Origin of the sequence: Paraburkholderia unamae (assembly GCF_003096875.1) — a bacterium.
Taxonomy (GTDB): domain Bacteria; phylum Pseudomonadota; class Gammaproteobacteria; order Burkholderiales; family Burkholderiaceae; genus Paraburkholderia; species Paraburkholderia unamae.
This window is the reverse complement of the sequence record NZ_QEOB01000008.1, coordinates 282,143-308,824: the sequence shown is the minus strand read 5'-3', so window position 1 is coordinate 308,824 and position 26,682 is coordinate 282,143. Positions and strand designations below refer to the sequence as shown.

Annotated in this window: 21 protein-coding genes; 18 read left to right on the top strand and 3 right to left on the bottom strand. The window is 65.9% G+C overall.

Features of this window, described 5'->3' with window-relative positions; genetic code table 11:
* The first annotated feature begins 48 nt into the window (after positions 1-48).
* The 13 genes from C7402_RS18855 (at position 49) to C7402_RS18795 (ending at position 14,518) form a co-directional block, all read left to right on the top strand.
* Positions 49-918: a branched-chain amino acid ABC transporter permease gene (locus C7402_RS18855; RefSeq protein ID WP_116611632.1), complete on the top strand. Its 870-nt coding sequence runs from the start codon at positions 49-51 to the stop codon at positions 916-918.
* On the top strand, positions 915-3,470 hold the full coding sequence (locus tag C7402_RS18850; RefSeq protein WP_116611631.1) for a branched-chain amino acid ABC transporter ATP-binding protein/permease: 2,556 nt from the start codon (positions 915-917) through the stop codon (positions 3,468-3,470). Before C7402_RS18855 ends, C7402_RS18850 begins: the two co-directional genes overlap by 4 nt.
* Positions 3,467-4,327 carry a shikimate dehydrogenase family protein gene (locus C7402_RS18845; RefSeq protein WP_116611630.1) on the top strand — a complete coding sequence of 287 codons (861 nt, stop codon included), beginning with the start codon at positions 3,467-3,469 and terminating at the stop codon, positions 4,325-4,327. Before C7402_RS18850 ends, C7402_RS18845 begins: the two co-directional genes overlap by 4 nt.
* Entirely contained in the window at positions 4,324-5,076 is a 753-nt protein-coding gene (locus tag C7402_RS18840; RefSeq protein ID WP_116611629.1) for an SDR family oxidoreductase, read from the top strand. Before C7402_RS18845 ends, C7402_RS18840 begins: the two co-directional genes overlap by 4 nt.
* Before the next feature lie 77 nt (positions 5,077-5,153).
* On the top strand, positions 5,154-6,371 hold the full coding sequence (locus C7402_RS18835; RefSeq protein WP_116611628.1) for a porin: 1,218 nt from the start codon (positions 5,154-5,156) through the stop codon (positions 6,369-6,371).
* 150 nt (positions 6,372-6,521) lie between these two features.
* Entirely contained in the window at positions 6,522-8,300 is a 1,779-nt protein-coding gene (locus C7402_RS18830; RefSeq protein ID WP_116611627.1) for an FAD-binding protein, read from the top strand.
* Between the two features lie 17 nt (positions 8,301-8,317).
* Positions 8,318-9,145: an aldo/keto reductase gene (locus C7402_RS18825; RefSeq protein ID WP_116611626.1), complete on the top strand. Its 828-nt coding sequence runs from the start codon at positions 8,318-8,320 to the stop codon at positions 9,143-9,145.
* A gap of 229 nt (positions 9,146-9,374) precedes the next feature.
* Positions 9,375-9,974, top strand: coding sequence for a gamma-glutamylcyclotransferase (locus C7402_RS18820; protein WP_308012616.1), 600 nt, complete (start codon positions 9,375-9,377; stop codon positions 9,972-9,974).
* A gap of 72 nt (positions 9,975-10,046) precedes the next feature.
* Complete coding sequence (locus C7402_RS18815) at positions 10,047-10,484, top strand: cupin domain-containing protein (RefSeq protein WP_116611624.1); 438 nt, start codon at positions 10,047-10,049, stop codon at positions 10,482-10,484.
* A gap of 478 nt (positions 10,485-10,962) precedes the next feature.
* Positions 10,963-11,379, top strand: a complete 417-nt coding sequence (locus C7402_RS18810) for a DUF3592 domain-containing protein (RefSeq protein ID WP_116611623.1) — start codon at positions 10,963-10,965, stop codon at positions 11,377-11,379.
* Positions 11,361-11,906 carry a hypothetical protein gene (locus C7402_RS46320; protein ID WP_133254505.1) on the top strand — a complete coding sequence of 182 codons (546 nt, stop codon included), beginning with the start codon at positions 11,361-11,363 and terminating at the stop codon, positions 11,904-11,906. The genes C7402_RS18810 and C7402_RS46320 overlap by 19 nt, the downstream gene beginning before the upstream one ends.
* A 62-nt stretch (positions 11,907-11,968) precedes the next feature.
* Entirely contained in the window at positions 11,969-12,448 is a 480-nt protein-coding gene (locus C7402_RS18800) for an Hcp family type VI secretion system effector (RefSeq protein ID WP_116611704.1), read from the top strand.
* A gap of 597 nt (positions 12,449-13,045) precedes the next feature.
* On the top strand, positions 13,046-14,518 hold the full coding sequence (locus C7402_RS18795) for a circularly permuted type 2 ATP-grasp protein (protein ID WP_112172241.1): 1,473 nt from the start codon (positions 13,046-13,048) through the stop codon (positions 14,516-14,518).
* Positions 14,519-14,526: 8 nt separating this feature from the next.
* Here C7402_RS18795 and C7402_RS18790 read toward each other — a convergent pair whose 3' ends face one another.
* Complete coding sequence (locus tag C7402_RS18790; protein WP_116611621.1) at positions 14,527-15,606, bottom strand: zinc-binding metallopeptidase family protein; 1,080 nt, start codon at positions 15,604-15,606, stop codon at positions 14,527-14,529.
* A 173-nt stretch (positions 15,607-15,779) separates the two neighbouring features.
* Here C7402_RS18790 and C7402_RS18785 point away from each other — a divergent pair, with 173 nt between their 5' ends.
* The 3 genes from C7402_RS18785 (at position 15,780) to C7402_RS18775 (ending at position 22,863) form a co-directional block, all read left to right on the top strand.
* A complete protein-coding gene (locus C7402_RS18785; RefSeq protein ID WP_116611620.1) occupies positions 15,780-19,244 on the top strand; it encodes a transglutaminase family protein in 3,465 nt (1,154 codons plus the stop codon).
* A gap of 77 nt (positions 19,245-19,321) precedes the next feature.
* Positions 19,322-21,973 (top strand): circularly permuted type 2 ATP-grasp protein, encoded by a 2,652-nt coding sequence (locus tag C7402_RS18780; RefSeq protein WP_116611619.1) that lies wholly within the window; start codon positions 19,322-19,324, stop codon positions 21,971-21,973.
* A complete protein-coding gene (locus C7402_RS18775) occupies positions 21,970-22,863 on the top strand; it encodes a transglutaminase family protein (RefSeq protein WP_116611618.1) in 894 nt (297 codons plus the stop codon). The genes C7402_RS18780 and C7402_RS18775 overlap by 4 nt, the downstream gene beginning before the upstream one ends.
* A gap of 62 nt (positions 22,864-22,925) precedes the next feature.
* On the opposite strand, the gene C7402_RS18770 is transcribed toward C7402_RS18775, so the two are convergent.
* The gene (locus tag C7402_RS18770; RefSeq protein WP_116611617.1) at positions 22,926-23,567 is read right to left on the bottom strand and encodes a LysE family translocator; all 642 of its coding nucleotides are present in this window, start codon (positions 23,565-23,567) and stop codon (positions 22,926-22,928) included.
* A gap of 115 nt (positions 23,568-23,682) precedes the next feature.
* Between C7402_RS18770 and C7402_RS18765 the strand changes: the two genes are divergently transcribed.
* A complete protein-coding gene (locus tag C7402_RS18765; protein WP_116611703.1) occupies positions 23,683-24,150 on the top strand; it encodes an Lrp/AsnC family transcriptional regulator in 468 nt (155 codons plus the stop codon).
* Between the two features lie 18 nt (positions 24,151-24,168).
* Here C7402_RS18765 and C7402_RS18760 read toward each other — a convergent pair whose 3' ends face one another.
* Positions 24,169-25,470, bottom strand: coding sequence for an aspartate aminotransferase family protein (locus C7402_RS18760; RefSeq protein WP_112172247.1), 1,302 nt, complete (start codon positions 25,468-25,470; stop codon positions 24,169-24,171).
* A 78-nt stretch (positions 25,471-25,548) separates the two neighbouring features.
* Between C7402_RS18760 and C7402_RS18755 the strand changes: the two genes are divergently transcribed.
* Positions 25,549-26,457, top strand: coding sequence for a LysR family transcriptional regulator (locus tag C7402_RS18755; protein ID WP_181565588.1), 909 nt, complete (start codon positions 25,549-25,551; stop codon positions 26,455-26,457).
* Positions 26,458-26,682: the final 225 nt, after the last annotated feature.

Below are 26,682 nucleotides of genomic sequence, written 5' to 3'. Positions count from 1 at the left end.
AAATCCCGCGCGCGCGGTGCATCGCGCGCCGCAATCTGGAGTATGGGCATGGCAGAAATGGTGTTGTCCCAGGTCGCCAACGGACTGGTGCTGGGCTTCCTCTACGTGCTGCTCGCGATCGGTCTGTCGATCATCTGCGGGCTGCTCGGCATCGTCAATTTCGCGCACGGCGCGCTGTTCGCACTCGGCGCGTACTTCGCCATCGCGCTCTCCACGCAGTTCGGCTGGGGCGCCGTTGTATTCGCGCCCGTGCTCGTGGCGGCGGTGGGCGTGCTGATCGAAGTCGTTTTCATCCGCAGGCTCTATGGCAAGGAACCGCTTTTGAGCCTCATCGTGACGTTCGCGCTGTCGCTGCTCATCACGGCGCTCACACGCCTCATCTGGGGTGCGGGCGGCCTGCCGTTCAGCCCGCCCGAAGCGCTCAGCGGCTTTCTCGTGTACGGACCGCTGCTCATTACGAAGTACCGCCTTTTCGTGCTGGCCGCGACCGTGGCGATTCTCGTCGCGCTCTGGGCGTTCATGAAGTACACGCCTTATGGCCGCATTCTGCGCGCGGGCAGCCGCGACCCGGAAATGGTAGGACTCCTCGGCATCAATCTGCCGCGCGTGCTGACCGGTGCCTTTGCACTCGGCGCGCTGCTCGCGGGCGCGGCCGGCCTGCTCGCCGCGCCGCTCCTGACCGTCACGCCGGGCATGGCGACCGCCGCGGTCATGCCGGCCTTCGTGATCGTGACCATCGGCGGGCTCGGCTCGTTCGCGGGCGCCGTGGTCGCGGGGCTGCTGGTGGGCATGGTGACGGCGCTGGCCGTGCAGTTCTTTCCCGAAGGCTCGTCGGTCGCGATGTATGTGCTGATGGCCCTCGTCCTGCTCGTGCGCCCTCGCGGGCTTTTCGGTGAACGCTGGGAGCGCTTCGAATGAAACTCGGTTCTCTGACCCGGCACCCCGTTGCGGTGCTGACCCTCTGCCTGATCGTCGTCTCGCTCGCGCTCACCGCGAGCGGCACCCCACTCGAACGCGCCACGCAGATCGCCATCTACACGCTCTACGGCATGGGCGTGAACCTGCTGGTCGCGTACACGGGCCTGGTGCCGTTCGGCGCCTCGGTATTTTTCGGCACTTCCACGTATCTCGTCGCGGTTTCGCTGCTGCGCTTCATCGGCAACGAAATGCTCGCGCTCGCCGCCAGCGTGATCGTCACGGCCCTCATGGCCGCGCTGATCGGCGCCGTGGTGCTGCGCCGCCGCGGCCTCTACTTCTCGCTGCTCACGCTCGCGTGCTCGCAGATCGCCTTCGAGATCGCGTTCAAGTGGACCGACGTGACGGGCGGCGAAAACGGCTTGCAGAACGTGCAGCGCCCCACCTTCGCGACGACAACGGGCTTTCACGTGTTTGCGTGCGTGACGGTGATCGCCGTGGCCTGGGCGCTCTGGCGTCTCGTGCACGCGCCGTTCGGCCGCGCGCTGCAAGCGCTGCGCGACAACGAGCAGCGCGCCGCGAGCCTCGGCTACGACACGTACCGCCTCAAGCTCCAGGCGTTCGTGATCTCGGCGGCCGTGATCGGCTATGCGGGCGGCCTGCTCTGCCTGATGCTGCAAGGCGCGTACGCGAACAACCTGAGTTGGGAGCATGCGGGCGACAGCCTGCTGATGACGGTGCTGGGCGGCGTGCACCAGTTCCTCGGGCCGCTGTGGGGCGCGATTGCGTTCATCCTGCTCGAAGACAAGCTCAGCGGCCTCACCGAGCACTGGTGGCTGATCTTCGCGCCCATCGTCATCGCGTTCGCGTTCTTCTCGCCCGAAGGCATTCAGGGACTCGTGCAGCGCCTGCTGCGCCGGCCCGGCTGGACGCTCGTGCGCAACACGATTCCCGCGCGCCCCGAGATCATCGCGCCGTACCGCGCAAGCCGCGTGGACGCCGATCCCGCCAGGCCCGTGCTGAGCGTGCGCGGCCTTTCCAAGCGCTTCGGTTCGCTCGTGACCGCCGAGCAGATCGATCTCGACGTGTATCCGTACCGCCTGCACAGCTTCATCGGCCCCAACGGCGCGGGCAAGACCACCTTCTTCAACATGCTCACGGGCGTGCTGTGGCCGAGCGCGGGCACGATCACCTTCGACGGCCAGGACGTGACGAAGCTCGCCATGTTCCGCCGCGTGCGCCTTGGCATGAGCCGCTCGTTCCAGATCCTCAGCGTGTTCCGCAACCTCACGGTGTTCGAGAACGTGCGCGTGGCGGTGCAGGCCGCGCAGCGCGAGCGCCTGGGCCTCTGGCGCGACGCCCACGCGCTCGACAAGCAGAACGCGCGTACGTGGTCGCTGCTCGCTGCGGTCGGCCTCGCCGATCGCGCGGCGCACGCCTGCGAAAGTCTCTCGCACGGCGAGCAGCGCCTGCTGGAAATCGCGCTGTCGCTTGCGACCGAAGCCCGCCTGCTGCTGCTCGACGAACCGCTCGCGGGTCTCGCCGAAGCCGACCGCGCGCGCGTGGCGAGCATCGTGCGCGAACTGGCGAATCATCACGCCGTGCTGCTGATCGAGCACGACATCGACCGCGTGCTCACGATTTCCGACCGCGTGAGCGTGCTGCATCGCGGCCGCCTGATCGCCGACGGCTCGCCCGCCGATGTTGCAAAGCACCCCGAAGTGATTGAAGCGTACATGGGGCATGCCAAAGGCGCGCGCCCCGTCGATGCACGGCTCGCCGCGCGCGACGGCGAGCAACGGCCCGGCGCGGCGGCAGCTCCACGCGCGCTGCTGCGGCTCGAAGGCGTGAAGGCGGGCTACGCGGGCAACACAATACTCGACGGCGTCGATCTGACACTCAACGCAGGCGAGGTCATTGCGATTCTCGGCCGCAACGGCGTGGGCAAGACGACAACGCTGCGCGCCGCGACCGGCGTCGCGCAGGTCACGGCGGGCCGCATCACCTTCGACGGCCACGACATCACCGGCCGCCCCGCGCACGAGATCAACCGCCTCGGACTCGCGATGGTGCCGGAAGGCCGCCGCCTCTTTCCCAACCTCACGGTGAGCGAGAACCTGCGCCTCGCCGCGCGCAAGGGCGGCGCGAGCGTCGAGGAGATGTTCGCGCTCTTCCCGCGCCTCGCCACGCGCCGCGACGCACGCGCCGAGCATCTTTCCGGCGGCGAGCGGCAGATGGTGGCCATTGCGCGCGCACTCATGGCGCCCGCGAAGGCGATCCTGCTCGACGAGCCGTTCGAAGGCCTCGCGCCCGCCGTCGTGCAGGAAGTGCTCGACGCCGTGGTGAAGCTGCGCGAGCGCGCGAGCATCGTGATCGTCGAACACCAGGCCGACATGGTGCTGCCGATCGCCGATCGCGCCTACGTGCTCGTGAACGGCCGCGTGGCTTATGAAAACAGCGCGAGCGCCCTGGAACAGGACGCGCTCACGCAGGCAAGACTGCTCGGCATCATGCACGACGACGCCGACACAACCCAGGAGATGAAATCAGCATGACTTCCGCCACTTCCACCCCCTGCAATACCGTTGCGCCCACACCCGTTTCGCTCGACGAGGGATTGAGTGGCGCCACGCGCGTCTACTTCATCGTAGGCGATCCGATCGCGCAGGTGCGCTCGCCCAAAGGCGTGACGGCGGCGCTGCGCGAAGCGGGCCGCGACGCGCTCGTGGTGCCCGCGCACGTCGCGCCCGACGATCTCGCGGCGTTCTTCGCAGGCGTCACGCCCATGCGCAATGTCGACGGCGTCATCATCACCGTGCCGCACAAGTTCAGCGCCGCCGGCTTCTGCACGAGCCTCTCGGAAGAAGCGGCCTTTCTCGGCGCGGCGAACACCTTGCGCCGCACGCCGGATGGCGGCTGGCATGGCGGCATGTTCGACGGCACCGGCTTCGTCGCGGCGCTGGCCGACGAAGGCTGCGACCTGCGCGGCAAGCGCGCGCTGCTCGTGGGCGCGGGCGGCGCGGGCTCGGCCATCGCCCAGGCGCTGGTGAACGCCGGTGTCGCCTCGCTCGACGTGCGCGACAACGACGCCGCGCGCGTGGGCGCCCTCGTCGATCGACTCGCGGGGCTCGGCCGCGGCGCGGTGCGTGTGGCGGCAAGCGACGTCGCGGCCGAATCGTTCGACGTGGTCGTGAACGCCTCGCCCATGGGCATGCACCCCGAAGACCCGTTGCCTGTCGACGTTTCGCGCCTGCCCGCCAGCACCTTCGTGGGCGACGTCGTGACGAAGCCGCCGCTCACGCCCTTTATCGAGGCGGCGCGCGCACGCGGCTGCAAGACGGTGACGGGCACGCAGATGTTCGCGCGCGTGTGCGACCGCATGGTGGCATTCCTTCTGGAATCCGAAGCATGAATGCGCAGTCGCGGGTGGCGATCGTGACGGGCGGCGCGGGCGGCATCGGCCGGGCCATCGCGGCGCGCCTGCAACACGACGGCCACCGCGTCGCGCTGTGGGATCTCGACGGCGACGCGGCCGCGCAGGCCGCCGCCGCGCTACCCAGAAGCGCAAGCGCGGGCACGAGCCTGGGCGTGCGCGTGGACGCGACCGACGAAGCGTCCGTCGCAAGCGCCCTGCGCGCAACACTGGCGCACTTCGGCGCGCTGCACGTGCTGGTGAACAGCGCGGGCGCAACGGGACCGGTTGCGAACGTAGCCGACTGCGATCTCGCGGCCTGGCAACGCTGCATCGACGTGAACCTGCGCAGCGTGTTTCTCTGCTCGCGCGCGGCGGTGCAACCGATGCTCGCAGCCGGCTTTGGCCGCATCGTGAACCTCGCCTCCATCGCGGGCAAGGAAGGCAATCCGCAGATGTCCGCGTACTCGGCGGCCAAGGCGGGGGTCATTGCCTTCACCAAGTCGATGGGCAAGGAGCTTGCGCTCACGCCCGTGCGCGTGAACTGCATCGCGCCCGCCGTGATCGAAACGCCCCTGCTCGCGCAAATGACACGCGACGCGCTGGCCGCCAGCCTCGCAAAAATCCCAATGCAACGCGCAGGCACGGCCGAAGAAGCGGCCAATCTCGTTGCCTGGCTCGCAGGCGACCAATGCTCGTTTTCGAGCGGCGCGACCTTCGACCTCTCCGGGGGCCGCGCCACGTACTGAATCACTTCTCGCAAGACGGTGGCGCAACCCGCCGCCGTCACCTCATCTCTCTCATTACAACAAGCAGGAGACAATCGATGAACCGCAGCACCGGACTCAAAACCGTTGCGGCGAGCGCCGCCATGCTCGCCCTTTCCCCCGCCTTCGCGCAGTCGAGCGTGACCCTCTATGGCGTGGTCGATACCGGCATCGGCTGGGTCAACAACCAGACCACGCTCGGCTCCACCAGCGGCGGCCATTCGGCCGTGAAGATGATCAACGGCGTGTGGGCGGGCAGCCGCTTCGGCGTGAAGGGCTCGGAAGATCTGGGCGCCGGCACGAAAGCCATCTTCACGCTCGAATCGGGCATCAACTCGGCCACCGGCGCGCAGCAATACACCAACGCGATGTTCGGCCGCCAGTCGTGGGTCGGCCTGACCAACCCGGCCTACGGCACGCTGACCTTCGGCCGCCAGTACGCCTCGTATTACCAGTTGCTCTCGCCCTTCAGCCCGACCAACTCGCTCACCGGGTTCTACGGCGCGCATCCCGGCGACATCGACGGCTTCGACACCATCTATCGCGCGAACAACACCATCCAGTACCTCTCGCCGAAATTCCACGGCTTCTCGTTCGGCGGATCGTATTCGCTGGGCGGCGTGCCGGGCAGTTTCAACGCAGGATCGACATGGACGGTCGCGCTCCAGTACCTGGAGGGTCCGGTCGGCGTGGGCGTGGGCTTCTCGCGCATCAACAACTCCACGTCTGGCGGCGGTGCGTTCGGCGCGGACTCCACCACCTCGAACAACGGCGCGCAGGCAGGCGTCTCGGCGCTCACCAACGGCTACCAGAGCGCACAGGCGCAGCAGCGCTTCGCGGTGGGCGCGAGTTACCGCTTCAACAGCGCCTGGGACGTGTCCGCGACCTACTCGAACGTGCAGTACATTCCCGGCTCGGGCTCGAAGTTCACCGATACCGCCATCTTCAACACGGGCGGCGTGGTGCTGCACTGGAAGCCCGCGGTGGCGTGGGATCTGGGCGCGGGCTACAGCTATACGCGCGCGACGAAAGCCAACGGCATCACGAACGCCGCACAGTATCAGCAGTTCAATCTCTCGCAGTACTATGCATTGTCGGTACGCACCGGCTTCTACATGCTGGAGGCGTATCAGCACGCCAACGGCTCGACGCTCGGCACGGCGGGCGCGGGCCAGATCATCGACGCGACGGCCACGCTTGGCGACGGCTTCAATTCCACCCCCTCCTCCACGCGCAACCAGGTGGCGGTTGGCGTGGGGATCGTGCACCGGTTTTAAGGGTCGCAGGGACACGTCACCTCCAATTTTTTGAACTCTATTCCACTTTTTTCGTAACTGGAATAAGATTCCACAATTATCAAAGACACCGTTCACCTTACGCGCCCTTCGCCGGGCGCACGGGCGAACCAGCATGGAGGAGGCACGGACATGGGCGCGGCCACGCAACAAGGTTGGGACGAGGAAGTCGATCTGCTGATATTCGGCGCGGGCGCGGCGGGCATGACGGCCGCGCTCGTGGCCGACCACGAGAAGTTGAAGGTCCTGCTTTGCGAAAAGACCGGCATGGTGGGTGGCATCACCTCCACCTCGGGCGGCACCACATGGGTGCCGGGCACGACGCTGAGCGCACAGGCAGGCGTGCCCGACAGCGTGGACGACGCACGGCGCTTCCTCGCGTCGGTGGTCGGCGCGCGCGGCGGCGACGAAGCGCGCGAGGCCTTCCTGCAAAGCGGGCCGCAGGTGATCGACGAACTGGCGCGCATCAGCGACGTGAAGTTCGTCGCCGCCACCGCCCACCCCGATTACGTGAGCGGCCCCGGTGCGGCCTTCGGCGGCCGCGCGCTCGTGCCCGCGCCGTTCGACGCGCGCGTGCTCGGCAAGGCCTTCGCGCGCGTGCGTCCGCCGCGCAAGGAGTTCATGGGGCTCGGCGGCATGATGGTCGCGCGCGCCGATCTGAATGCGCTGCTCGCGCCCTTCGCCACGTTTGCCAACTTCCGGCGCACGATCGCGGTGGTGGGCCGCTATGCGATGGACCGGCTGCGCCACCCGCGCGGCACGCAGCTCGTCATGGGCAACGCGCTTGCCGCGCGCCTCTATTACAGCCTTTGCAAGCGCGATATCGAAGTCCGCTTCGAGAGCCCGCTCGTCGAACTCGTACGCGAGGACGGCCGCGTGACGGGCGCAGTCGTCGCGACGCCCAGCGGCGGCCGCCGCCGCATCGGTGCGCGGCGCGGCGTGGTGCTCGCCACGGGCGGCATCACGCGTCACCCGACGCTGCGCAACCAGCTCTTTCCCGCCGGTGCGCGTGGCCTGTCGCTCGCACCGCAAACCCACACGGGCGACGGCGTGGACCGCGCCCGCCAGGTCGGCGCCAATGTCGAGAATGGCGGCGACAGCCCGGGCCTCTGGATGCCCTGCTCGATCCGCCGCGCGCGCAACGGCCAGGCGGACGCGGACAGCGTCTGGCCGCATATCATTCTCGATCGCGCGAAACCCGGTCTCATTGCCGTCAACAGCCGGGGCGAGCGCTTCGTGAACGAATCGGACTCCTATCACGACTTCGTGATGGGCATGCTGCGCGACGCGCAGCAGCGCGGCGAGCAAGGACCGCGCGTGGCCGCGCATCTGATCGTCGATGCGGCGTTCATCCACGAATACGGCCTTGGCCTGCTGATGCCGGGCCGCAGCGCGGCGCGCATCGCCGCGTTCGAGCGCTCGGGCTATCTGGTGAAAGGCGCGACGCTCGCCGAACTGGCCGCGAAACTGCAAGTCGATGCTGCGGGTCTCGCGCGCACGGTCGACATCTATAACCGCGCCGCCAGGGAAGGCAAGGACCCCGCCTTCGAGCGCGGCAGCAGCCCCATGAACCGCTTCAATGGCGACGCCAGCCAGCAGCCCAACCCGTGCGTGCGCCCCATCGGCGCGGGCCCCTACTACGCCGTGACCGTGTGGCCCGCCGACCTCGCGTGCAGCGCGGGACTGAGCGGCAATGCGAACGGCGAAGTGCTCGACCACGCGGGCCACGTGATTGCGGGCCTGTTCGCGTGCGGCAACGACCTCGCGTCGATCTTTCGCGGCACGTACCCCGGCCCCGGCACGACGCTCGGCCCGGCCATCGTGTTCGGCTGGCGCATCGCGAAGTACGCCGCGAACGGCGGCAAGGCAAACGCAACACAGAACGTGCGCGCGGCGAGAGCCTGCGCCTGAAACGGAGAAACGCAGTCATGCAACGGATCGTCAATCGCCACGGGCTCGACATGCCCAAGCTGGGTCTCGGCACCTGGCCCATGCTCGGCGACGAATGCACGCGCGCGGTCACCGAGGCGCTCGACCTGGGCTATCGCCATATCGATACGGCCGCCGCGTACAACAATGAAGAAGCCGTTGGCGCCGCCATGGCGCAATCGCAGGTGCCGCGCGAGCAGATTCACGTGACGAGCAAGGTGTGGTGGGATCGACTCAACCCCGAAGACATGCGGGCCTCGTTCGATAACTCGTTGCGCGCGCTACGTTCCGACTACGTCGATCTGTTCCTGATTCACTGGCCCGCGCAGGACTGGGATCTCGCGCGCACGATCGACACGCTCGTTGCGCTCAAGGAAGCGGGCCGTGCGCGAGCGATCGGCGTCGCGAACTTTCCGCTGGCGCTCGTGCGCGAAGTCGTGGAAGTCATGCAGGCGCCGCTAGCCGCGATGCAGGTGGAGTATCACGTCGCGCTGAGCCAGGCGAATCTGCTCGACTTTGCCCGCCGGCACGATATGGCGCTCATTGCGTACAGCCCGCTTGCGCGCAACAAGGTCTCGGAGATGCCGGCGATCCAGCGCATCGCCGCGAGGCACGACGTGCCACCCACCCAGGTCGCGCTGAAGTGGCTGCTCGACCAGGCGGGCGTTGCCGCTGTGCCGAAAGCGAGTTCACGGGCCAATCAGCTCGCGAATCTGGCATCGCTCGAATTGCGGCTGGATGACGAGGATCGCGCGCTCATCGCGGGCATGCCGAAGAATCAGCGCCTTGTGAGCCCGGCGTTCGCGCCCTGCTGGGACGAGGCCTGACACGGGCCGGACCGCTGAACCCACGACTCCGGCGGAGGAACTGAGGCGCTCTGCCGAGACGATTGTCGTCCTGAGGTGAACGCAGATTCGCGTTTGAGCCGCTTTATCGGCGCAGAACGAGACCGCATACTGGCGGCGTAGATTTCACGACGCCGCCTAGCCCATGTTAAACAGAGACGCCATACGCTCCGGAGCGTTTCTCGAGAGCTTCAACTTCCTCCCGCCAGGAATGCTCTGGACGCAGTCACAGATCGACCAGTCGCTCGCGCAGACGATGGCCAGACGCCCCACGGGCGAAGACGTCTGGATCTTCGCCTACGGGTCGCTGATGTGGAATCCGCTCTCCTGCTACGACCGCCGCGAGATCGCCACGCTGCAAGGCTGGCATCGCAGCTTCTGCATCCGGCTGCTAGCGGGGCGCGGCACGCCGCAACGCCCCGGCCGCATGCTCGCGCTGGAGCCCGGCGGGTGCACCCAAGGCGTGGCGCTGCGCCTCGCCACCACCACGCTCGATGAGGAACTGCGCATTCTTTGGACGCGCGAAATGCTCACGGGCGCTTACACCCCAACGTGGACCACGGTGACGCTCGCAACGGGCGAGACGCAACACGCCCTCGCCTTCGTGGCCAGCAACTGCGAGCGCCAGTACGAAGCCGACTCGCATCCCGCGAAGATCGCGCGCCTGATCGCCCATGCGCAAGGCCCGCTTGGCACCAACGCCGAATATGTGTTCCGGCTGCGGCAGGCGCTGGCCGATTGCGCACTGAGCGATCCGTACATCGAAGACGTGGCGCACGCGCTGGCAGGTTTGGAAACGAAGCCCCTCTGAAGACGCGCCACGCGTACGATGGAACAACTCGTGCTTGCGAATCGGGCCTCCACTACATCCGGGAGCGCCGCCATGCAAACAGAGTTCGCCACGGGGTTTTCTCACATCAAGCCGCAGGACACGCCTTTCAAAGGCGGCGGACTGCGCGACTTCTTCATTTACCGCGACCTCGGCATCGCGGACGCGACCCACGGCAAGGTCGTCGCGCAACTTGTCAGGGCAAATCTTGCGCCGGAACAGGGCACGGGCTGGCACCGGCATGAGGCGGACTTCCATATTGTCATCATGCTCAAGGGCTGGGCCCGCTTCATGTATGGCGAGAAGGAAACGCTCGTCGAAGCCGGCGACTGCGTGCACCAGGCGCCGGGCATCGCGCACTATCTGTTCGATTACTCGCCCGATATGGAGTACCTGGAAATCGTGAGCCCGGCGGACTTCAAATCGATCGACGTGGACGCCCCGTGCAGCGTTCCGGCGCCTGCGGCGTGGGCCGATGTGAGTTCGACGTGATGCGTGCGCCGTGCAGGAGCACGGCGCTACGTTCTGTGCGGCGGTTGCTGATTCCCCCTTCCCGATAGCGCGAACGCGCGCGGAACCCGCGCGCGATGTCTTGCTGGCCGGTTGGCTGCGCAAGGCTTGGCGCTATTTCTTTGCGGCTCTCCCAGATCGTCCAGACGGTTCGCCGCGATGCGCGGTGAATCGCGCACTTCGGAACACCCCCCATTTTCGGACGAATCCCATATCGCGCGCTTCGGCATCACGTGAATATAGCTTATGTAAGCTATTTTTAGCGCAACTTGCTGGGCGGGATGCATCGCCGGGTCGGTCGTATCTCCGACGTCACGGAGGTATGGGGGTGTCGGATCAGTAGAAACGCAACGGCGCGACATAAGCACCTGCCGCCCCTTTCGCACCTCGCGAAGACGGGCGCGCAAGGTGCGGACGTAATGACTGTGCTTGGGCTTTAAACATAACTGAAAGAGCGTCAATGCGGCAATTCACGTTATTTTTTATTTCCATTATCTGGCTAGGCTGCATCTATGGCTTGATCGCATCACTATATTCGACGCACGAATTTTTACACGTCGCCAACAAGGCACCCGGCGTCGTAGTCGCATTGAATGCCGGCGGCAGCCATCCACAAATCGAATTCACAAATAAAAGGGGGGACCACATTTCGTACCCACAAGGTGGTTTGATTTTCGGCTACAGGATCGGCGACAGCGTTACGGTGCTTTACTTGGAAAACTCGCGAAATCCGCGAGCTACCATAGATCAATTCGGAGCGGTTTGGGAATTATCCATTTATTTCACGCTTATGGTTGTTTTTATTCCGGCAATTGAGCTGTCAAAATCAATGAAAAGTAAATTCAATAAATCAGATAAATGGAAAATTACAGAGTAAGTCAATGGACGTTCGATACAAGCGCTGGTGCAGAGATTGGACTTGGCGCGCTCTTGCTATCAGGAGGACTAATATCCCTTAAAGATCCGCACAACAATGCGCACCATTTCCATTATGGAGGATTTGGAGTCGGATTCTCTCGGGGATTTGAGCTTACAAGGATTCAAATTCCCGAGACGATTACTAAAAATTATGTCCAGTCCGGCAATGGCTCGATTACCAATTTTCCAGGTACGGGCGTCGTTTTCATGACGAAGGCATTTTCAGGAAAGGAGCTAACCAAGGGGGATATCTGCGGCCTGGCCGCCTATGTTGAATTCGGGGCGGGTTTGGTCGCCGGGTATGGTGCAACTTTGATGTTTCTGGGCATCAATCAGATGCTGGCACTTGCGGGCGTACCCGCTCCACAACTCCATCTGCTTGAAATTGCTATCGCTCAGGCTCCTGCAATCCTGTTCATGCGGGGATCGAACATGGGGCCACAGGCAAGCTGGGCGTTAAATGGAATGCTTGGAATGCTGACGTAAGCATCTCATGCAAAATCCGATAATTTCGGTTACATCGATTAACCTACAGGATGATCTTTCAGATGTCGCAAGATATATTCATAAAAATCAATGGCATTGACGGAGAATCGAAAGACGCACAACATCTTAACGAAATCGACGTGATTACCTGGACGTGGGAAATAAAACAGAATTCCGCCATGTTTTCCGGATCAGGAGGTGGAGCCGGAAAGGCCACCGTATCCGACCTTTCCTTCATTCATCAATTCGACAAAGCAAGCCCAAATCTTGCGAAATACTGTTTCACCGGACAGCATATCGATAAAGTCACTTTAACGATGCGCAAAGCGGGAGGAGCTCCTCTTGAGTTCTCACGAATAACAATGTACGACGTTGTAATAACTCAGGTTACTCCGATCGTTGCGGCCGAAATTTGCCGCGAGACCATTGGCCTTTCTTTTTCGACAATAAAGCATGAGTATATTCTGCAAAATCCAATTGGCGGAAGCGCTGGAACAGTCACGGCCATGATGTACATAAAGCAAAACTCCACTGTCAAATAATTCTGAATAGCGTAAGCGTATAGGGAGATTCAACAATGGGTATTGCGTTCCCTCTCGGGCTGAACGACGGAGACACTATGCCCGGTCGCGCAAAACCTCCCCCCCATGCAACTTCTCGGCGCAAAACCTGCTCCGGAACCGTGCATGCACTGGCACCACGATAAAGCGCCCGTTCACATCTCCGTCATGTCGAAGCATCACCAGCGCTTAAAATCCGGTGAAAAGAAGGCCCCCCGTGCGCCGAGCCTCTCCCGGCAATACCCTGCCCCCCCCACACCCCGCCTCAAGCCTGCCCCCACCCATCAAATCGGCACGAAAGTTGCATTGACCCCAACAGCCCGATCACCCGGCGCTGCGGCAACCGCCGCGCGGCGTGCGTGCCGGCGTGCGCCTTCTTGAGGCACGCACGAGCACATGCTTTCCGATCAGGCGAATCCGCTGGCGCGACGCACATCGCAACAAGTTCGCGCGCCGGCGGTCATCACGCGTCACCGATCGAAAGCAGCGCGCGCGGCGCTTGAAGCAGCCGCCGGTCAGGGCAGTCGGGGCAGGTTCTGCCAGGCATAGCGGACAAAAGCAGCGGACGGAAGAACGGATATGACGCAAACATTCTTCAACGAGATGTTCGAGCACGGGGAATTCGACGTTCGGGGCGTGGCCCCCACGGCGTTCGCGCAGGCCGGTGAGCCACGCGCCCATTACCGCGAGTTCCTCGCATGGATGCGCGGCCAGAACGAGCCGCAAATGCACAAGAAGCGCGCGGAGGCCGATGCGATATTCCGGCGCGTAGGCATCACGTTTGCCGTCTATGGCGAAAAGGACGTGACGGGCGCGGGCACCGAGCGCACGATTCCGTTCGACGTGATCCCGCGTATCTTCCAGCGACAGGAGTGGAACAAGCTCGAACGCGGACTGCGCCAGCGTGTCAACGCGCTGAACCGATTTATCCACGATATCTATCACGAGCAGGAGATCGTGAAGCGCGGCATCGTGCCCGCCGACCAGATCCTGAACAACGCGCAATACCGCCCCGAGATGCAGGGCGTCAACGTCGCACGCGACATCTACGCGCATATCGCGGGCATCGACATCGTGCGCGCCGACGAGGGCGAGTTCTACGTGCTGGAAGACAATTTGCGCGTGCCCTCCGGCGTCTCGTACATGCTGGAGAACCGCAAGATGATGATGCGGCTCTTTCCCGATCTGTTCGTGCGCAACCGCATCGCGCCCGTCGCGCACTATCCCGACCTGCTGCTCGACACGCTGCGCGCCGCCGCGCCCGCGGGCGCCGACAACCCGACGGTCGTGCTGCTCACGCCCGGCATGTACAACTCGGCTTATTTCGAGCACGCGTTCCTCGCTCAGCAAATGGGCATCGAGCTCGTGGAAGGTCAGGATCTGTTCGTCGACAAGGATTACCTCTACATGCGCACGACGCAGGGTCCGCAGCGCGTGGATGTGATCTACCGGCGCGTGGACGACGACTTTCTCGATCCGCTCTCGTTCCGCCCCGACTCCACGCTCGGCGCGGCGGGCCTCATGAATGTCTACCGCAAGGGCAACGTCACGCTGTGCAACGCGGTGGGCACGGGCGTGGCCGACGACAAGTCGATTTACCCGTACGTGCCCGACATGGTGCGCTTCTATCTGGGCGAGGAGCCGCTGCTCAACAATGTGCCCACTTGGATGTGCCGCAAGCCCGACGACCTGCAATACGTGCTCGACCATTTGCCCGATCTGGTCGTGAAGGAAACGCATGGCGCGGGCGGCTACGGCATGCTGATCGGCCCGGCTTCCACGCGCGCCGAGATCGAGGCGTTCCGCGCCGCGCTCGTCGCCAACCCCGACAAGTACATTGCGCAGCCCACGCTTTCGCTCTCCACCTGCCCCACCTGGGTCGAATCGGGCATCGCGCCGCGCCATATCGACCTGCGTCCGTTCGTGCTCTCCGGCAAGGAGGTGCGCATGGTGCCGGGCGGCCTCACTCGCGTGGCGCTGCGTGAAGGCTCGCTCGTCGTCAATTCCTCGCAGGGCGGCGGCACCAAGGACACCTGGGTTCTGGAACGATAGCCATTCGATCAGGACGACGAACGAACGGATGACGCCGAGATCACGCGATGAACGAAGCGCAACTTCTCGATGACAGGCGCGGCCAGCGCGAACGGGTAGCCATCGGACATGCCGAGGCTGCGGTTCAGGCTGTTGAGCGCATAGGTGAGCGGGTACCAGCGCGCCATCAGGCTCTCGAAGCTCGCCTCGTCAACGGGTGTCTGGTCGACGAGCACGGGCTCGTCGGGGCTGTCGGGCACGAGCGCGAGGCCGCAGGCCGTTGCCGTGTCGAGCGTATCGACGATGTGCAGGTAATGCGCCCACGTTTCGGCCCAGTCCTCCCACGGGTGCGCCGACGCATACGCGCTCACGTGGCGCTGCGCCCAGTCGGGCGCGGGGCCTTCGGCGTAGTGCCTGGCGAGCGCCGCGGCGTAGTCGGCGCGCTCGTCGCCGAAGCACTCGCGAAACGGCTCGATCCAGCGCGCTTGGGGGTCGGGCGCCACGAGCCGATCGAAATAGTAGTGGCCGACTTCGTGGCGAAAATGCCCCAACAAGGTGCGATACGGCTCGTGCAGCGAAACGCGCGTGCGCTCGCGATGGGCGTCGTCGGCCTCGGCGATGTTCATCGTGACGTGCCCGTGATCGTGGCCCGTCACGATGCGCGGGCCGTCGTCCGAATCTTCGAGAAACGCGAATTCCAGGCCGTGTTCGGGGTCTTCGGCGCGCGTGGCGAGCGGCAGGCCGAGCGCGTTCAGCGTGTACAGCAGGCGGCGCTTGGCCGTTTCGAGCCGATACCAGTAAAGGCGATTCTCGGGCCGCGAGAGGTCCGGTATCGTGCGCGTGAACTGGCAGGCGCGGCAGAGCGTGTCCGCGCAATCGGCTGCGATCATGCCGTTGCAGACGTTCTGCGCCGCGTAGTTGTGGCACTGGCGAAAGAGCGCGCCGCGCGAGCGCGCGTCGAGGCTGCGCCAGCGGCCTTCGCCCGCGTCCCCGAAGGCGTGCATCTCGCCCGTTTGCGGCACGTAGCCAAGGCGCGCTTCGCAACGCTCGCAGCGCTCGTTTTCGAAGAACACCAGTTGATTGCACTGATCGCAGTGAAACGTCTTCATTGCCGCATTCCTGTGATAGCCCCGTGGGGCGCGCCAGCGTGCGCAGCACGTCGCGTGCCGCGCGCACCGTTCGCCGCAGCGGTTGTCACATCCGGCACTCGCGGCATCTGCATCATACGCACGCGCCAAGCGCTTTTGCGTCCATTCCATCCAGGTCGATCGAGGAGTTGCGTGTGTCCATTCGTGTCGCGTTAAACCATGTCACGCAGTATCGCTATGACCGGCTCGTGCGCCTCGCGCCCCACGTGGTGCGCCTGCGCCCCGCGCCGCACTGCCGCACGCCCATTCTTTCGTACTCGATGCGCGTGGAGCCCGCCGATCATTTCGTCAACTGGCAGCAGGACCCGTTCGCCAACTATCAGGCGCGGCTTGCCTTTCCGGAGCCCACGCGCGAGTTCCGCGTCACCATCGATCTGGTCGCGGAAATGGCGGTCTACAATCCGTTCGACTTCTTTCTCGAACCGAGCGCCGAGCAGTTTCCGTTTGCCTACTCGCCCGAGCTGGCCGCCGAGCTTGCGCCGTATCTCGTGCCCGGCGAGCCGACGCCGCGCTTCGCCGCGTTCGTCGAGACGATCGACCGCACGCCGCGCGTGACGATCGATTTCCTCGTCGAACTGAACCAGCGCCTGCAAAGCGATATCGGCTACCTGATCCGCATGGAGCCGGGCGTGCAGACGCCCGAGGAAACGCTCGAAAAAGGCTCAGGTTCGTGCCGCGACACGGGCTGGCTGCTCGTGCAGACGTTGCGCCAGCTTGGGCTCGCCGCGCGCTTCGTCTCGGGCTATCTGTTGCAGCTCACGCCCGACGTCAAGGCGATCGACGGCCCGCGCGGCGCCGAAGCCGACTTCACGGACCTGCACGCGTGGTGCGAAGTCTATCTGCCGGGCGCGGGCTGGATCGGGCTCGATCCGACCTCGGGGCTCCTGGCGGGCGAAGGCCATATTCCGGTGGCCTGCACGCCCGAGCCGGGCAGCGCCGCGCCCATCTCGGGCGCGCTCGACGAATGCGAGGTCGAGTTCTCGCATACGATGTCCATCTCGCGCGTGCTGGAAACCCCGCGCGTGACGAAACCGTACACGGACGCGCAATGGGCCGGCATGCTCGCCATGGGCGCGCAGGTGGATGCCGCCCTCGGCGAACAGGACGTGCGCCTGACGATGGGCGGCGAACCGACCTTCGTCGCCGCCGGCGACCGCGACGCGGCCGAATGGAATACCGACGCGCTCGGCCCGACCAAGCGCCGCTACGCCATCGCGCTGATGGACAAGCTGCGTGCGCAATACGGCGCGCAAGGCTTTTTGCATATCGGCCAGGGCAAGTGGTATCCGGGCGAGCAGTTGCCGCGCTGGGCGCTCTCGCTCTACTGGCGCGCCGACGGCGAGCCGTGCTGGCGCGACCCTGCGCTTTTCGCCGACGAGCGCTCGCCCGCGCACCACACGGCCGCCGACGCGCAGCGCTTCATCGCGCACCTCGCCGCGAAGCTCGCGGTCGATCCCCTGCATGTGCAGCCCGGCTACGAAGACACCTGGTACTACTTGTGGCGCGAGCGTCGCCTGCCGGTGAACGTCGATCCGTTCGACTCGCGCCTCGACGACGAACTGGAGCGCATGCGGCTGCGCCGCGTGTTCGACGCGCGCCTCGACACCGTGACCGGCTATGTGCTGCCGCTCGCCGCCGCGCCGGCCGCGCCCGCCTTGCAGGGCCCGCGCTGGGTGAGCGGCCCGTGGTTCTTCCGCGATGAGCGCATGTACCTCATGCCCGGCGACTCGCCGATGGGCTATCGCTTGCCGCTCGATTCGCTGCCGTGGGTCGCGGCCGGCGACTACCCCTGGCAACACGCGCGCGATCCGTTCGCCGTGCCCGCGCCACTGCGCAGCGCAGCCGAACTGCGTATGCAATATGAACGCGGCATCGATGCACGCGGGCAATCCGCGTCCGGCGCAAGCCCGGGCCTCGCGGCAGGCGCGCGTTACGGTCACGCTGGCTCCGGCGAGGCCGATGCGAACCGCTACCCCGCGCATGGCGAATCCGCCGCGTGGCTCCACCGCACGGCGCTCTGCGTGGAAGTCCGCGACCCCGCGCGCGCCGCGGGCCCGAAAGCCGAGGCCGCCTCGTTCGGCAGCGCGCAAGGCCAGTTGCATGTCTTCATGCCGCCGCTCGCCGAACTGGACGACTATCTCGACCTGCTCGCCGCCGTCGAAGCCACCGCCGCCGACCTCGCGCTGCCCGTCGTGATCGAGGGCTATCCGCCGCCGCGCGACCCGCGCCTCAAAATGCTCCAGGTCACGCCCGACCCCGGCGTGATCGAGGTGAACATCCACCCGTCGTCGAACTGGGACGAACTCGTGGAGCGCACCGAATTTCTCTATCAGGCCGCGCACGAAACGGCGCTCTCCACCGAGAAGTTCATGCTTGACGGCCGTCACACCGGCACGGGCGGCGGCAATCACCTCGTGCTCGGCGGCGCCACGCCCGCCGACAGCCCGTTCCTGCGCCGCCCGGACCTGCTCGCGAGCCTCGTGGCCTACTGGCACAACCATCCGTCGCTTTCGTACCTGTTTTCAGGGCTTTTCATCGGGCCGACGAGCCAGGCGCCGCGCGTGGACGAAGCGCGCAATGATCAGGTGTACGAACTGGAGATCGCGTTCGCGGAGATCCAGCGTCAGGTCGATCTACTTCATGGCTACAGCGAGTTCCCGAGCGGCGGCGAGCGCGTGCCGCCCTGGCTCATCGACCGCGCGCTGCGCAACATTCTGATCGATGTTTCCGGCAACACGCACCGCGCCGAATTCTGCATCGACAAGCTCTACTCGCCCGACGGCCCGACCGGCCGCCTCGGCCTGCTCGAACTGCGCGGCTTCGAAATGCCGCCGCATGCGCGCATGAGCCTCGCGCAGCAACTGTTGCTGCGCGCACTCGTCGCGCGCTTCTGGAAAACGCCGTACACGCAGCGCCTCACGCGCTGGGGCACCGAACTGCACGACCGCTTCATGCTGTCCACCTTCGTGGAGATGGACTTCGACGACGTGCTGGCCGAAACGGCCGCGGCTGGCTTCGCGCTCGACTCCACATGGTTCGCGCCGCACTTCGAATTCCGCTTCCCGCTGGTGGGCGAAGTGCACACGGGCGGCATTGCGCTCGCCGTGCGCCACGCGCTCGAACCGTGGCACGTGATGGGCGAGGAGGGTTCGCCCGGCGGCACGGTGCGCTATGTCGATTCGTCGGTGGAGCGGCTCGAAGTGCGCGTGCTCGGCATCAACGAGAGTCGTCATATCGTCGCCGTGAACGGCCGCGCGCTGCCGCTGCAACCCACCGGGCGCGTGAGCGAGAGCGTGGCGGGCGTGCGCTTTCGCGCCTGGCAGCAAGCGGCGGCGCTGCACCCCACCATCGGCGTGCACGCGCCGCTCACGATCGATATCGTCGATACGTGGAACGCCCGCGCGATCGGCGGATGCCAGTATCATGTTGCGCATCCGGGCGGCCGCAATTATCAGACCTTTCCGGTCAACGCCTATGAGGCCGAAAGCCGGCGGCGCGCGCGCTTCTTCACGATCGGGCATACGCCTGGGGCGGTCGACGTGGCCGCGCCCGAGCGCAGCCTCGAATTTCCATTCACACTGGACCTGCGCCGCGGCTGATCGCGGCCGATAACACGTCGATAGACTCAACCGAAAGCGCGCCCGGCACACCGGGCGCGCCGCGACGACCCACGATCTTGCCGACTCAATCCACCCTGCCGTTCGATTCCTCCGCCAGCGACACGCTGGCGATCGCGCCGTTGCGCACCTTACCGGTGCACGCCGGCCACTGGGACGAACTGCGCGCGCCGCAGGGCGAGTTGCGCGAGCCGTGGCGGCAGTTTTTCGCGCTGCTCGGCAAGCCTGGCGTGGCGGACTTCGATAGCGCCGCCGCTTCGGTCGCTCGCCAGGTGCGAGAGAACGACATCAGCTACAACGTCTACGCGGACCCCGGCGGCCCCCGCCCGTGGGCGCTCGACGCGCTGCCGCTCATCATCGACGAAAGCGAATGGGCGCAGATCGAGCAAGGCGTGGCACAGCGCGCGCGGTTGCTCAACGAAATCGTCGCCGACATCTACGGGCCGCAGACGCTGCTCGCAAGCGGCCTCCTGCCGCCCGCGCTGGTGTTCGGCCACCCCGGTTATCTGCGCGCCGTGAAGGGCTTCGTGCCGCCCGAGCGCCAGTATCTCCAGATCGTCGCGCTCGACCTCGCGCGCGCGCCCGACGGTCAGTGGACCGTCGTTTCGCATCGCACGGAAGCCCCCTCGGGCCTGGGCTATCTGCTGGAAAACCGGCTCATCGTATCGAGCCTCTTCGCCGAGCCGTTTCGCACCATGCGGGTGCATCGCCTCGCGCCCTCGTATTCGCAACTCATCGCCACGCTCGCCGCGGCCGCGCGCGCGATCATGAACGCCGACGAGCGCGGCGCGAGCGGCGCCTCGCCGCATATCGTGCTGCTTACGCCTGGGCCGTACAGCGAAACCTATTTCGAGCACGTGTTCCTCGCGCGCTACCTGGGCCTCACGCTGGTGGAGGGCAAGGACCTCACGGTGCGCGACGACATGCTCTACCTGAAAACACTGGGTGGCCTGGAGCGCGTGCACGCGGTGCTGCGCCGCCTCGACGACACCTTCTGCGACCCGGTCGAACTGCGCGCCGACTCGACCATCGGCGTGCCGGGGCTCTTGCAGGTCATGCGCGCGGGCAACGTGATGGTCTCGAACGTGCCGGGCGCCGGCTTCGTCGAGTCGCCCGCGCTGCATGGCTTCATGCCCGGCATTGCGCAGGCGCTGCTCGGCGAAGAACTCGCGCTGCCGGGCGTCCCCACCTGGTGGTGCGGCGAAGCGGCCGCCTGGCAAGACGCGCTCGCGCAGGTGCCGCAGGCGCTGATCGTGCCGACGTGGCCCGGCGGTTCGCGCGGCGCGGCGGCATCAGCGGCGTCACCAACGCCGCCGGGGCTTGCCGCAGGCGTGCAAACGCTCGCCGACTGGCGCGAGCGCATCGAGCAGTTGCCCGACGCGTTCACGATCCAGCAGCCGCTGCGCTACAGCTACACGCCCCGCTACGAAACCGGCGCGGGCATGCTCGGCGCGCGTCCGGCCGTGCTGCGCGTGTATGCGATCGCCGACCAGGAGCAAGGCTGGCGCGTCTTGCCCGGCGGCTTCACGCGGCTAGCGGCGGAACATCAGGAATCCGTATCGATGCAGGTGGGCGGCAGCAGCGTGGACACCTGGGTGCTGTCGAGCCAGCCCGGCTCGAACTTCACGCTCCTGCCGAGCCCGATGAAGCCCGGCGACCTGCGCCGCGAACGCCGCCGCGTGCCGAGCCGCGCCGCCGAAAACCTCTTCTGGGCAGGCCGATACGGCGAGCGCGCCGAAAACGGCGTGCGCTTGTGCAGGCTGATTCTCGGCTCGCTCGAAGGCAGCGACGCCGAGGAACTGTCCGGCACGTTCGTCGAACTCGCCGCTGCGAATGGGCTCGTGCCCGCTCCCGGCGACGAAACGCGACTCGCGCTCGATGAGTTCGAGCGCGCGCTCGTGGCCAATCTGCACGAGAACGCGGGCGCGACAGGCATCGGCCGCACGCTCGCGAGCCAGGCCTATGCGTGCGGCGAGATTCGCGGCCGGCTGTCGAGCGACCACTGGCGCACCGTGCTCGCCTCGCGCAACGACTTTCGCGACGCGCTCCAGGCGCTGTCGCTCATTCCCGCGCCGCCGCGTCACGGCGCCGCCATCGAGTTCCGACGTCCCACGCCATACGACCGCATGGCGCTCATGGGCGCGCTCGATGCGCTCGCCACGCAACTGAGCGCCATCAGCGGCTGCCAGGGCGACCGCATGACGCGCGACGAAGCGTGGCGGCTGCTGTTCGCGGGGCGTCACATCGAACGGGTCGCTGCGCTCGCAACGATGTTGCGCGTCGCGGCGCACGAACGCACGCTCGCCACACCGGCGGGCTTCGACATGCTGTTGCAGTTGTTCGACAGCACGCTCACCTATCGCTCGCTTTATCCGGGACGCTTCGAAGTGCCCGCCCTGCTCGACACGATCGTGACCGACCCGACCAATCCGCGCGGCCTTTATGGCGTTTATGCGCGCCTGCGCACGCGCCTCGACGAGATCGCCCAGGCGGCGGGCGGACCGAAGCGCGAGCCGTTCGCCTCGCAACTCGCGCCCATCGAAGCGCTTCCCACGCTCGAAGCGCTGTGCGATCCCGGCGAGGACGGCCGCTATCCCGCGCTCACGGCGCTGTGCGACTCGCTCGCCGAACGCATGGCCGCGGCGTCGAACGAAATCAGCGCACGCTGGTTCAGCCACGCCGTGCCGCTCGCCGCGCAGGTGTGGTCATGAGCGACACGCGCCTCACGGTTTCGCACCGCACGACGTATCGGTATTCGACGCTCGTCGAAACCGCGCAGCATCTCGCGACGATCCGCCCGCTCGAACTGCCGTGGCAGCGCGTGCTGGCGCACCGCGATTGCATCGAGCCCGCGCCCTCGTATCAACGCAGCCGCCTCGACGCCTTCGGCAACGAAGTGCTCTACTTCTCGTTCGAAGCCCCGCACGATTACCTGCTGATGACGAGCGAGACGACCGTGATGCTCGCGCCGCGTTATGCGACGCTCGACATCGCCGCCACACTGGCCTGGGAAACGGTCGCTCACAAGCTGCGTTACACGGCGGGCGGCGCATTCCATGCGGAGTCCGAATTTTGCTTCGCTTCGCCGAATATCGCCCTGCTGCCCGAACTGCGGGCCTATGCGCTGGAAAGCTTCGCACCCGGCGCGCCTGTGCTGGCCGGGGCAATTGACTTGATGCATCGCATCCACGCGGATTTCGCGTACCGTCCCTCGACAACGGCGTTCGACACCCCCGCCGCGCGCGCCTTCGCGCTGCGCCACGGCGTGTGCCAGGACTTCGCCCAGGTGATGATCGGCTGCCTGCGCTCGATCGGCCTTGCGGCGCGCTACGTGAGCGGCTATCTGCGCAACGACCCGCCCGCCGGCGCACCCGCGATGATCGGCGCGGACGCCTCGCACGCATGGGTGTCGCTCTATGTGCCGGGCGTGGATTCGGCCGGGTGGATCGACCTCGATCCGACCAATGACGTGCTCGCCGATCAGGGCCATGTGACGCTCGCCATCGGCCGCGATTACAGCGATGTGTCGCTGCTGCGCGGCGTGATCCTGGGGGGCGGCGCACATCGGGTGGACGTTGCCGTGGATGTGAGGGCCGATTAATGCCACATTAATGCCACATTAATGCCACATTAATGCCGCGTTAAAGCAGGAAACCGGCGCGCCTACACCAGCCGCCCCAGCCCCGTCACCACCTGAACGACACCGAACGCCGCGATGGCGAGCGCCGAGAACAGGGAAACGCCGCGCGTAAATGCCAAAGGCAGCCTGGTGCGCAGCGCGGCCGTCACGCCGCTCAGGCACAGCCACCACACCGCCGACCCGGCAAACACGCCCAGCACCATGGGAGCCACGGTGGCCCACCCCATCGCGCCATGCTCGCCCTTCGGGGCGGAAAGCGGCCCGAGCGCCGCGAACGCGGCGATGAACGAAAAAATGGTCAACGGGTTCGAGAGCGTGAGCGCGAACGTCGTCACGAAGTCGCGCGTGACCGGCGTGCGCGCAGGCTCTTGTGCGGCAGCCTGCGCGGTGGGCGCATCGCGCGCGATCGACCATGCCATCCAGACCAGAAAGGCCCCGCCCGCGCATTTGAGGGCAACGGTCAGCATGGGCAGCGCCGTCACGATGCCCGCAACGCCCAGGGCGCCGAGCAGGCCATAAACAGCGTCGGCGCACGCCGCACCGATACCCGTGGCAAAGCCCGAGCAAAACCCGCGGCTCAGGCTGCGCTGGATGCACAGCATGCCGATGGCCCCGACGGGTGCGGCGATGCAAAACCCCATCGCAACGGCTTTGACGAACAGCATTTCCCCTCTCCCCGCAATTCGTGTTGTTCAGGGAAATATCGTAAACGCCGCGAGTGCGCCGCAAAAGTAGGTTTTTAATGGAGAATTGGCGTTTTACCTTAAAAACTTCATCATGATGGACGATCTGGACTGGAAGGTACTTTCGCTGCTACAGGAAAACGGCCGCGTGACCTATACCGAACTGGCGCGGCAGGTGGGTTTGTCGGTGCCGGCGGTGACGGAACGGGTGAGACGCCTTGAAGAGTCGGGCGTGATAGAAGGCTACTCGGCGCGCGTGAATCCGGTGGCCGCCGGTTATCCGATCATGGCGCTGATCGGCATTACCGTGCAGCAATCCGCCAAAACGAAGTTTCTCAAGCTGCTCGGCACGATCGACGAGGTGCTCGAATGCCATCACGTCACTGGTGCGGATTCCTATGTAATCCGCCTCGTCGCGGCGAGCGTGGCCGACCTGGAGCGGCTGATCCAGCGCATCAATCTTTACGGCGAAACGCGCACGTCCATCGTCATGTCCACGCCGCTGCCCGCTCGCGCGGTGCAGCGGCCAACTGCCAGGCCGCCGGACTCGAACAGCAGGGCCTAGCCTCGGCGGCCCGCCTGTTCACAACGAACGCGCGATGGCCTGGCCCAGCAGGTCGATGCCGAGGTCGATCTCGGCCTCGCTAACCGTGAGCGGCGGCGCGATGCGGAACACCCCGCCCATGCCCGGCAACTGCACGATATTCATGCTCAGGCCGAGTTTCATGCACTCGCGCGTGATCTTCGCACCGAGGCCGTCGGCGGGCTCCTTCGTGCGGCGGTCCTTGACGACCTCCATGCCGAGCAGCAGCCCGCGCCCGCGAATATCGCCAATGCAGTCAAAGCGCTCCATCAGGTCCAGCAAGCCGCGCCTGAGCCGCTCGCCCATCACGTTCGCACGCGCCACGAGGCCATCGCGCTCGACCACGTCCAGCACGCGCAAGCCGACCGCGGCGGGCAGCGGATCGGACACGTGGGTCGTATAGAACAGGAAGCCGCGTGCGTGCGCCTCCTCCTCGATCTGCGCGGACGTGACCACCGCCGCCAGCGGCAGGCCCGCGCCCAGCGTCTTGGAGAGCGTGAGAATGTCGGGCGTGACGCCGTCGCGCTGGCACGCGAACATCGTGCCCGTGCGCCCCACGCCGGTTTGCGCCTCATCGAGGATCAGCAGCATGCCGCGTTCTTCGCATTTGCGCTTGAGCGCCGCCATGTAGCCTTCGGGCAGTTCGATGATGCCGCCGGAGCTGAGAATCGGCTCGGCGATGAAGGCCGCGAGATTGCCGCTCGACTGGCGATCGATCAGATCGAACGCATAATCCAGTTCTGCCAGGTAATCGTACTGGCCGTTGCGCTCGAAGCGCGGCCGGTACGGGAACGGCGCGGGAATCGCGAACGAGCCGACGGCGGCCGGGCCCACGCCCTTGCGCCCCGCGCTATACGTGGCCGAAGCCGCGCCGCCCGTCATGCCGTGCCACGACTGCGCGAAGCCCACGATTTCGTATTTGCCGGTGACGAGCTTCGCCATGCGGATGGCCGCCTCGTTCGACTCCGCGCCCGTGCTGAGCAAAAGCGCGCGGTCCAGCCCCTCAGGGGTGATCTCGGCCAGGCGCGTTGCCAGATCGACCACGGGACGCGAGAGCATGCCGCTGAAGAGGTGATCGAGCTTGCCCGCGTATTCGTTGATGACCGAAACGATCTCGGGGTGGCTATGGCCCAGCACCGCGCTCATCTGGCCCGAGGTGAAGTCGAGAATCGGGCGGTCGTCGGCGTCGTAGACGAAGCTGCCCTGGGCGCGCTCGATGATCATCGGCTCGAACGTGCCGCCATAGCGGATGAGGTGCTGCCTGGCGTTGCGCCAGAAAAGTTCATCGTCGTTGCGGGTCACCGTGCTTCTCCTCTTCGCGTAGCAAGTTTTCCTTGCAGTCTAGTCGGCGCTCTGGTTTTATAGAATCGAATAGTTCTTATGCGAGATAGAAGAGAGGCTAATATCTTGAGCCGTACGCTCGAAATCGATTTGCTGCGTTCGTTCGCCGTGATTGCCGAAGTGCGCTCGCTCAGCCGGGCGGCCGAGCGCGTGGGCCGCACCCAGTCGGCGCTGAGCCAGCAGATGAAGCGGCTGGAGGAAATCGTCGATCAGCCGCTCTTTCAGCGCACCGGGCGCGGCGTGGTGCTCACCAACCCGGGCGAGCGCTTGCTGATACACGCCCAGCGCATTTTGCGGCTGCATGACGAGGCGCTCGCCGACCTTGGCGGCAAGGGCTTGTCGGGGACTATCCGCTTCGGCTGCCCCGACGACTATGCGGCCGTGTTCCTTCCCACCTTGCTGCGCCAGTTCGCGAGCCAGCACCCGCATGCGCTCGTGGAGGTCGTTTGCGGCCCCACGCCGCGACTGCTGGAGCAACTGGACAAACGCGCCGTGGATCTCGCGATGGTGTCGTTGCCCGATGACCGGACGGCAGGCGGCGCAGCGAGCGGCGCGGGCGACGACATCATCCGCCGCGAGCAACTGGTGTGGATCGGCTCGCCGGAGCTCGAATCCGCGCATTTCGATCCGCTGCCGCTCGCGCTTTCCGACCCGGACACGCTCGACCACATCGCCGCGTGCGAAGCGCTCGATCGCGCGGGCCGGGCCTACCGCGTCGCGTATGCGAGCAGCAGTCTCGCCGGACTCACGGCGCTCGTGCGCTCGGGGCAAGCCTTCGCGGTGATGACGCAGACGGCCGTGCCATCCGATCTGGCCATCCTCAACGGCGACCCCGCGTTGCCGCCGTTGCCGAGCGTCGGCATCACGCTGAAGTTCGAACGCAAGCGCCCCTCGCATCTCACGGCGGCATTCGCGGATCACATCCGGTTCACGCTGCCACTGCTGTAATCGCCGGGCGCGCCGGGCGTCCCCGTCCTTCGCTGCACAGTCCCGCCGCCCGGCTTCATCGGTCGCGACGCCGCGACTTCTCCCTTCGTCCACGCGCACAGCGCCCCAGCCGGGGCGAACGGTTGCGCGCGATGCTTCCAAAGGGTTTACCCGCACGTCGTCAGGTTTTCATTGACGATGTGTTTTTGACACTTCAATATTTCCCAATACATTGTATTGCCATTC

Excerpts from the sequence above, each read along its gene's own strand:
- C7402_RS18810 (WP_116611623.1), top strand. The coding sequence starts at position 10,963 with ATGCGGCAATTCACGTTATTTTTTATTTCCATTATCTGGCTAGGCTGC.
- C7402_RS18790 (WP_116611621.1), bottom strand. The coding sequence starts at position 15,606 with ATGAAGACGTTTCACTGCGATCAGTGCAATCAACTGGTGTTCTTCGAA.
- C7402_RS18800 (WP_116611704.1), top strand. The coding sequence starts at position 11,969 with ATGTCGCAAGATATATTCATAAAAATCAATGGCATTGACGGAGAATCG.
- C7402_RS18795 (WP_112172241.1), top strand. The coding sequence starts at position 13,046 with ATGACGCAAACATTCTTCAACGAGATGTTCGAGCACGGGGAATTCGAC.
- C7402_RS18830 (WP_116611627.1), top strand. The coding sequence starts at position 6,522 with ATGGGCGCGGCCACGCAACAAGGTTGGGACGAGGAAGTCGATCTGCTG.
- C7402_RS18840 (WP_116611629.1), top strand. The coding sequence starts at position 4,324 with ATGAATGCGCAGTCGCGGGTGGCGATCGTGACGGGCGGCGCGGGCGGC.
- C7402_RS18835 (WP_116611628.1), top strand. The coding sequence starts at position 5,154 with ATGAACCGCAGCACCGGACTCAAAACCGTTGCGGCGAGCGCCGCCATG.
- C7402_RS18765 (WP_116611703.1), top strand. The coding sequence starts at position 23,683 with ATGGACGATCTGGACTGGAAGGTACTTTCGCTGCTACAGGAAAACGGC.
- C7402_RS46320 (WP_133254505.1), top strand. The coding sequence starts at position 11,361 with ATGGAAAATTACAGAGTAAGTCAATGGACGTTCGATACAAGCGCTGGT.
- C7402_RS18825 (WP_116611626.1), top strand. The coding sequence starts at position 8,318 with ATGCAACGGATCGTCAATCGCCACGGGCTCGACATGCCCAAGCTGGGT.
- C7402_RS18855 (WP_116611632.1), top strand. The coding sequence starts at position 49 with ATGGCAGAAATGGTGTTGTCCCAGGTCGCCAACGGACTGGTGCTGGGC.
- C7402_RS18755 (WP_181565588.1), top strand. The coding sequence starts at position 25,549 with ATGCGAGATAGAAGAGAGGCTAATATCTTGAGCCGTACGCTCGAAATC.
- C7402_RS18850 (WP_116611631.1), top strand. The coding sequence starts at position 915 with ATGAAACTCGGTTCTCTGACCCGGCACCCCGTTGCGGTGCTGACCCTC.
- C7402_RS18775 (WP_116611618.1), top strand. The coding sequence starts at position 21,970 with ATGAGCGACACGCGCCTCACGGTTTCGCACCGCACGACGTATCGGTAT.
- C7402_RS18820 (WP_308012616.1), top strand. The coding sequence starts at position 9,375 with ATGCTCTGGACGCAGTCACAGATCGACCAGTCGCTCGCGCAGACGATG.
- C7402_RS18770 (WP_116611617.1), bottom strand. The coding sequence starts at position 23,567 with ATGCTGTTCGTCAAAGCCGTTGCGATGGGGTTTTGCATCGCCGCACCC.
- C7402_RS18815 (WP_116611624.1), top strand. The coding sequence starts at position 10,047 with ATGCAAACAGAGTTCGCCACGGGGTTTTCTCACATCAAGCCGCAGGAC.
- C7402_RS18845 (WP_116611630.1), top strand. The coding sequence starts at position 3,467 with ATGACTTCCGCCACTTCCACCCCCTGCAATACCGTTGCGCCCACACCC.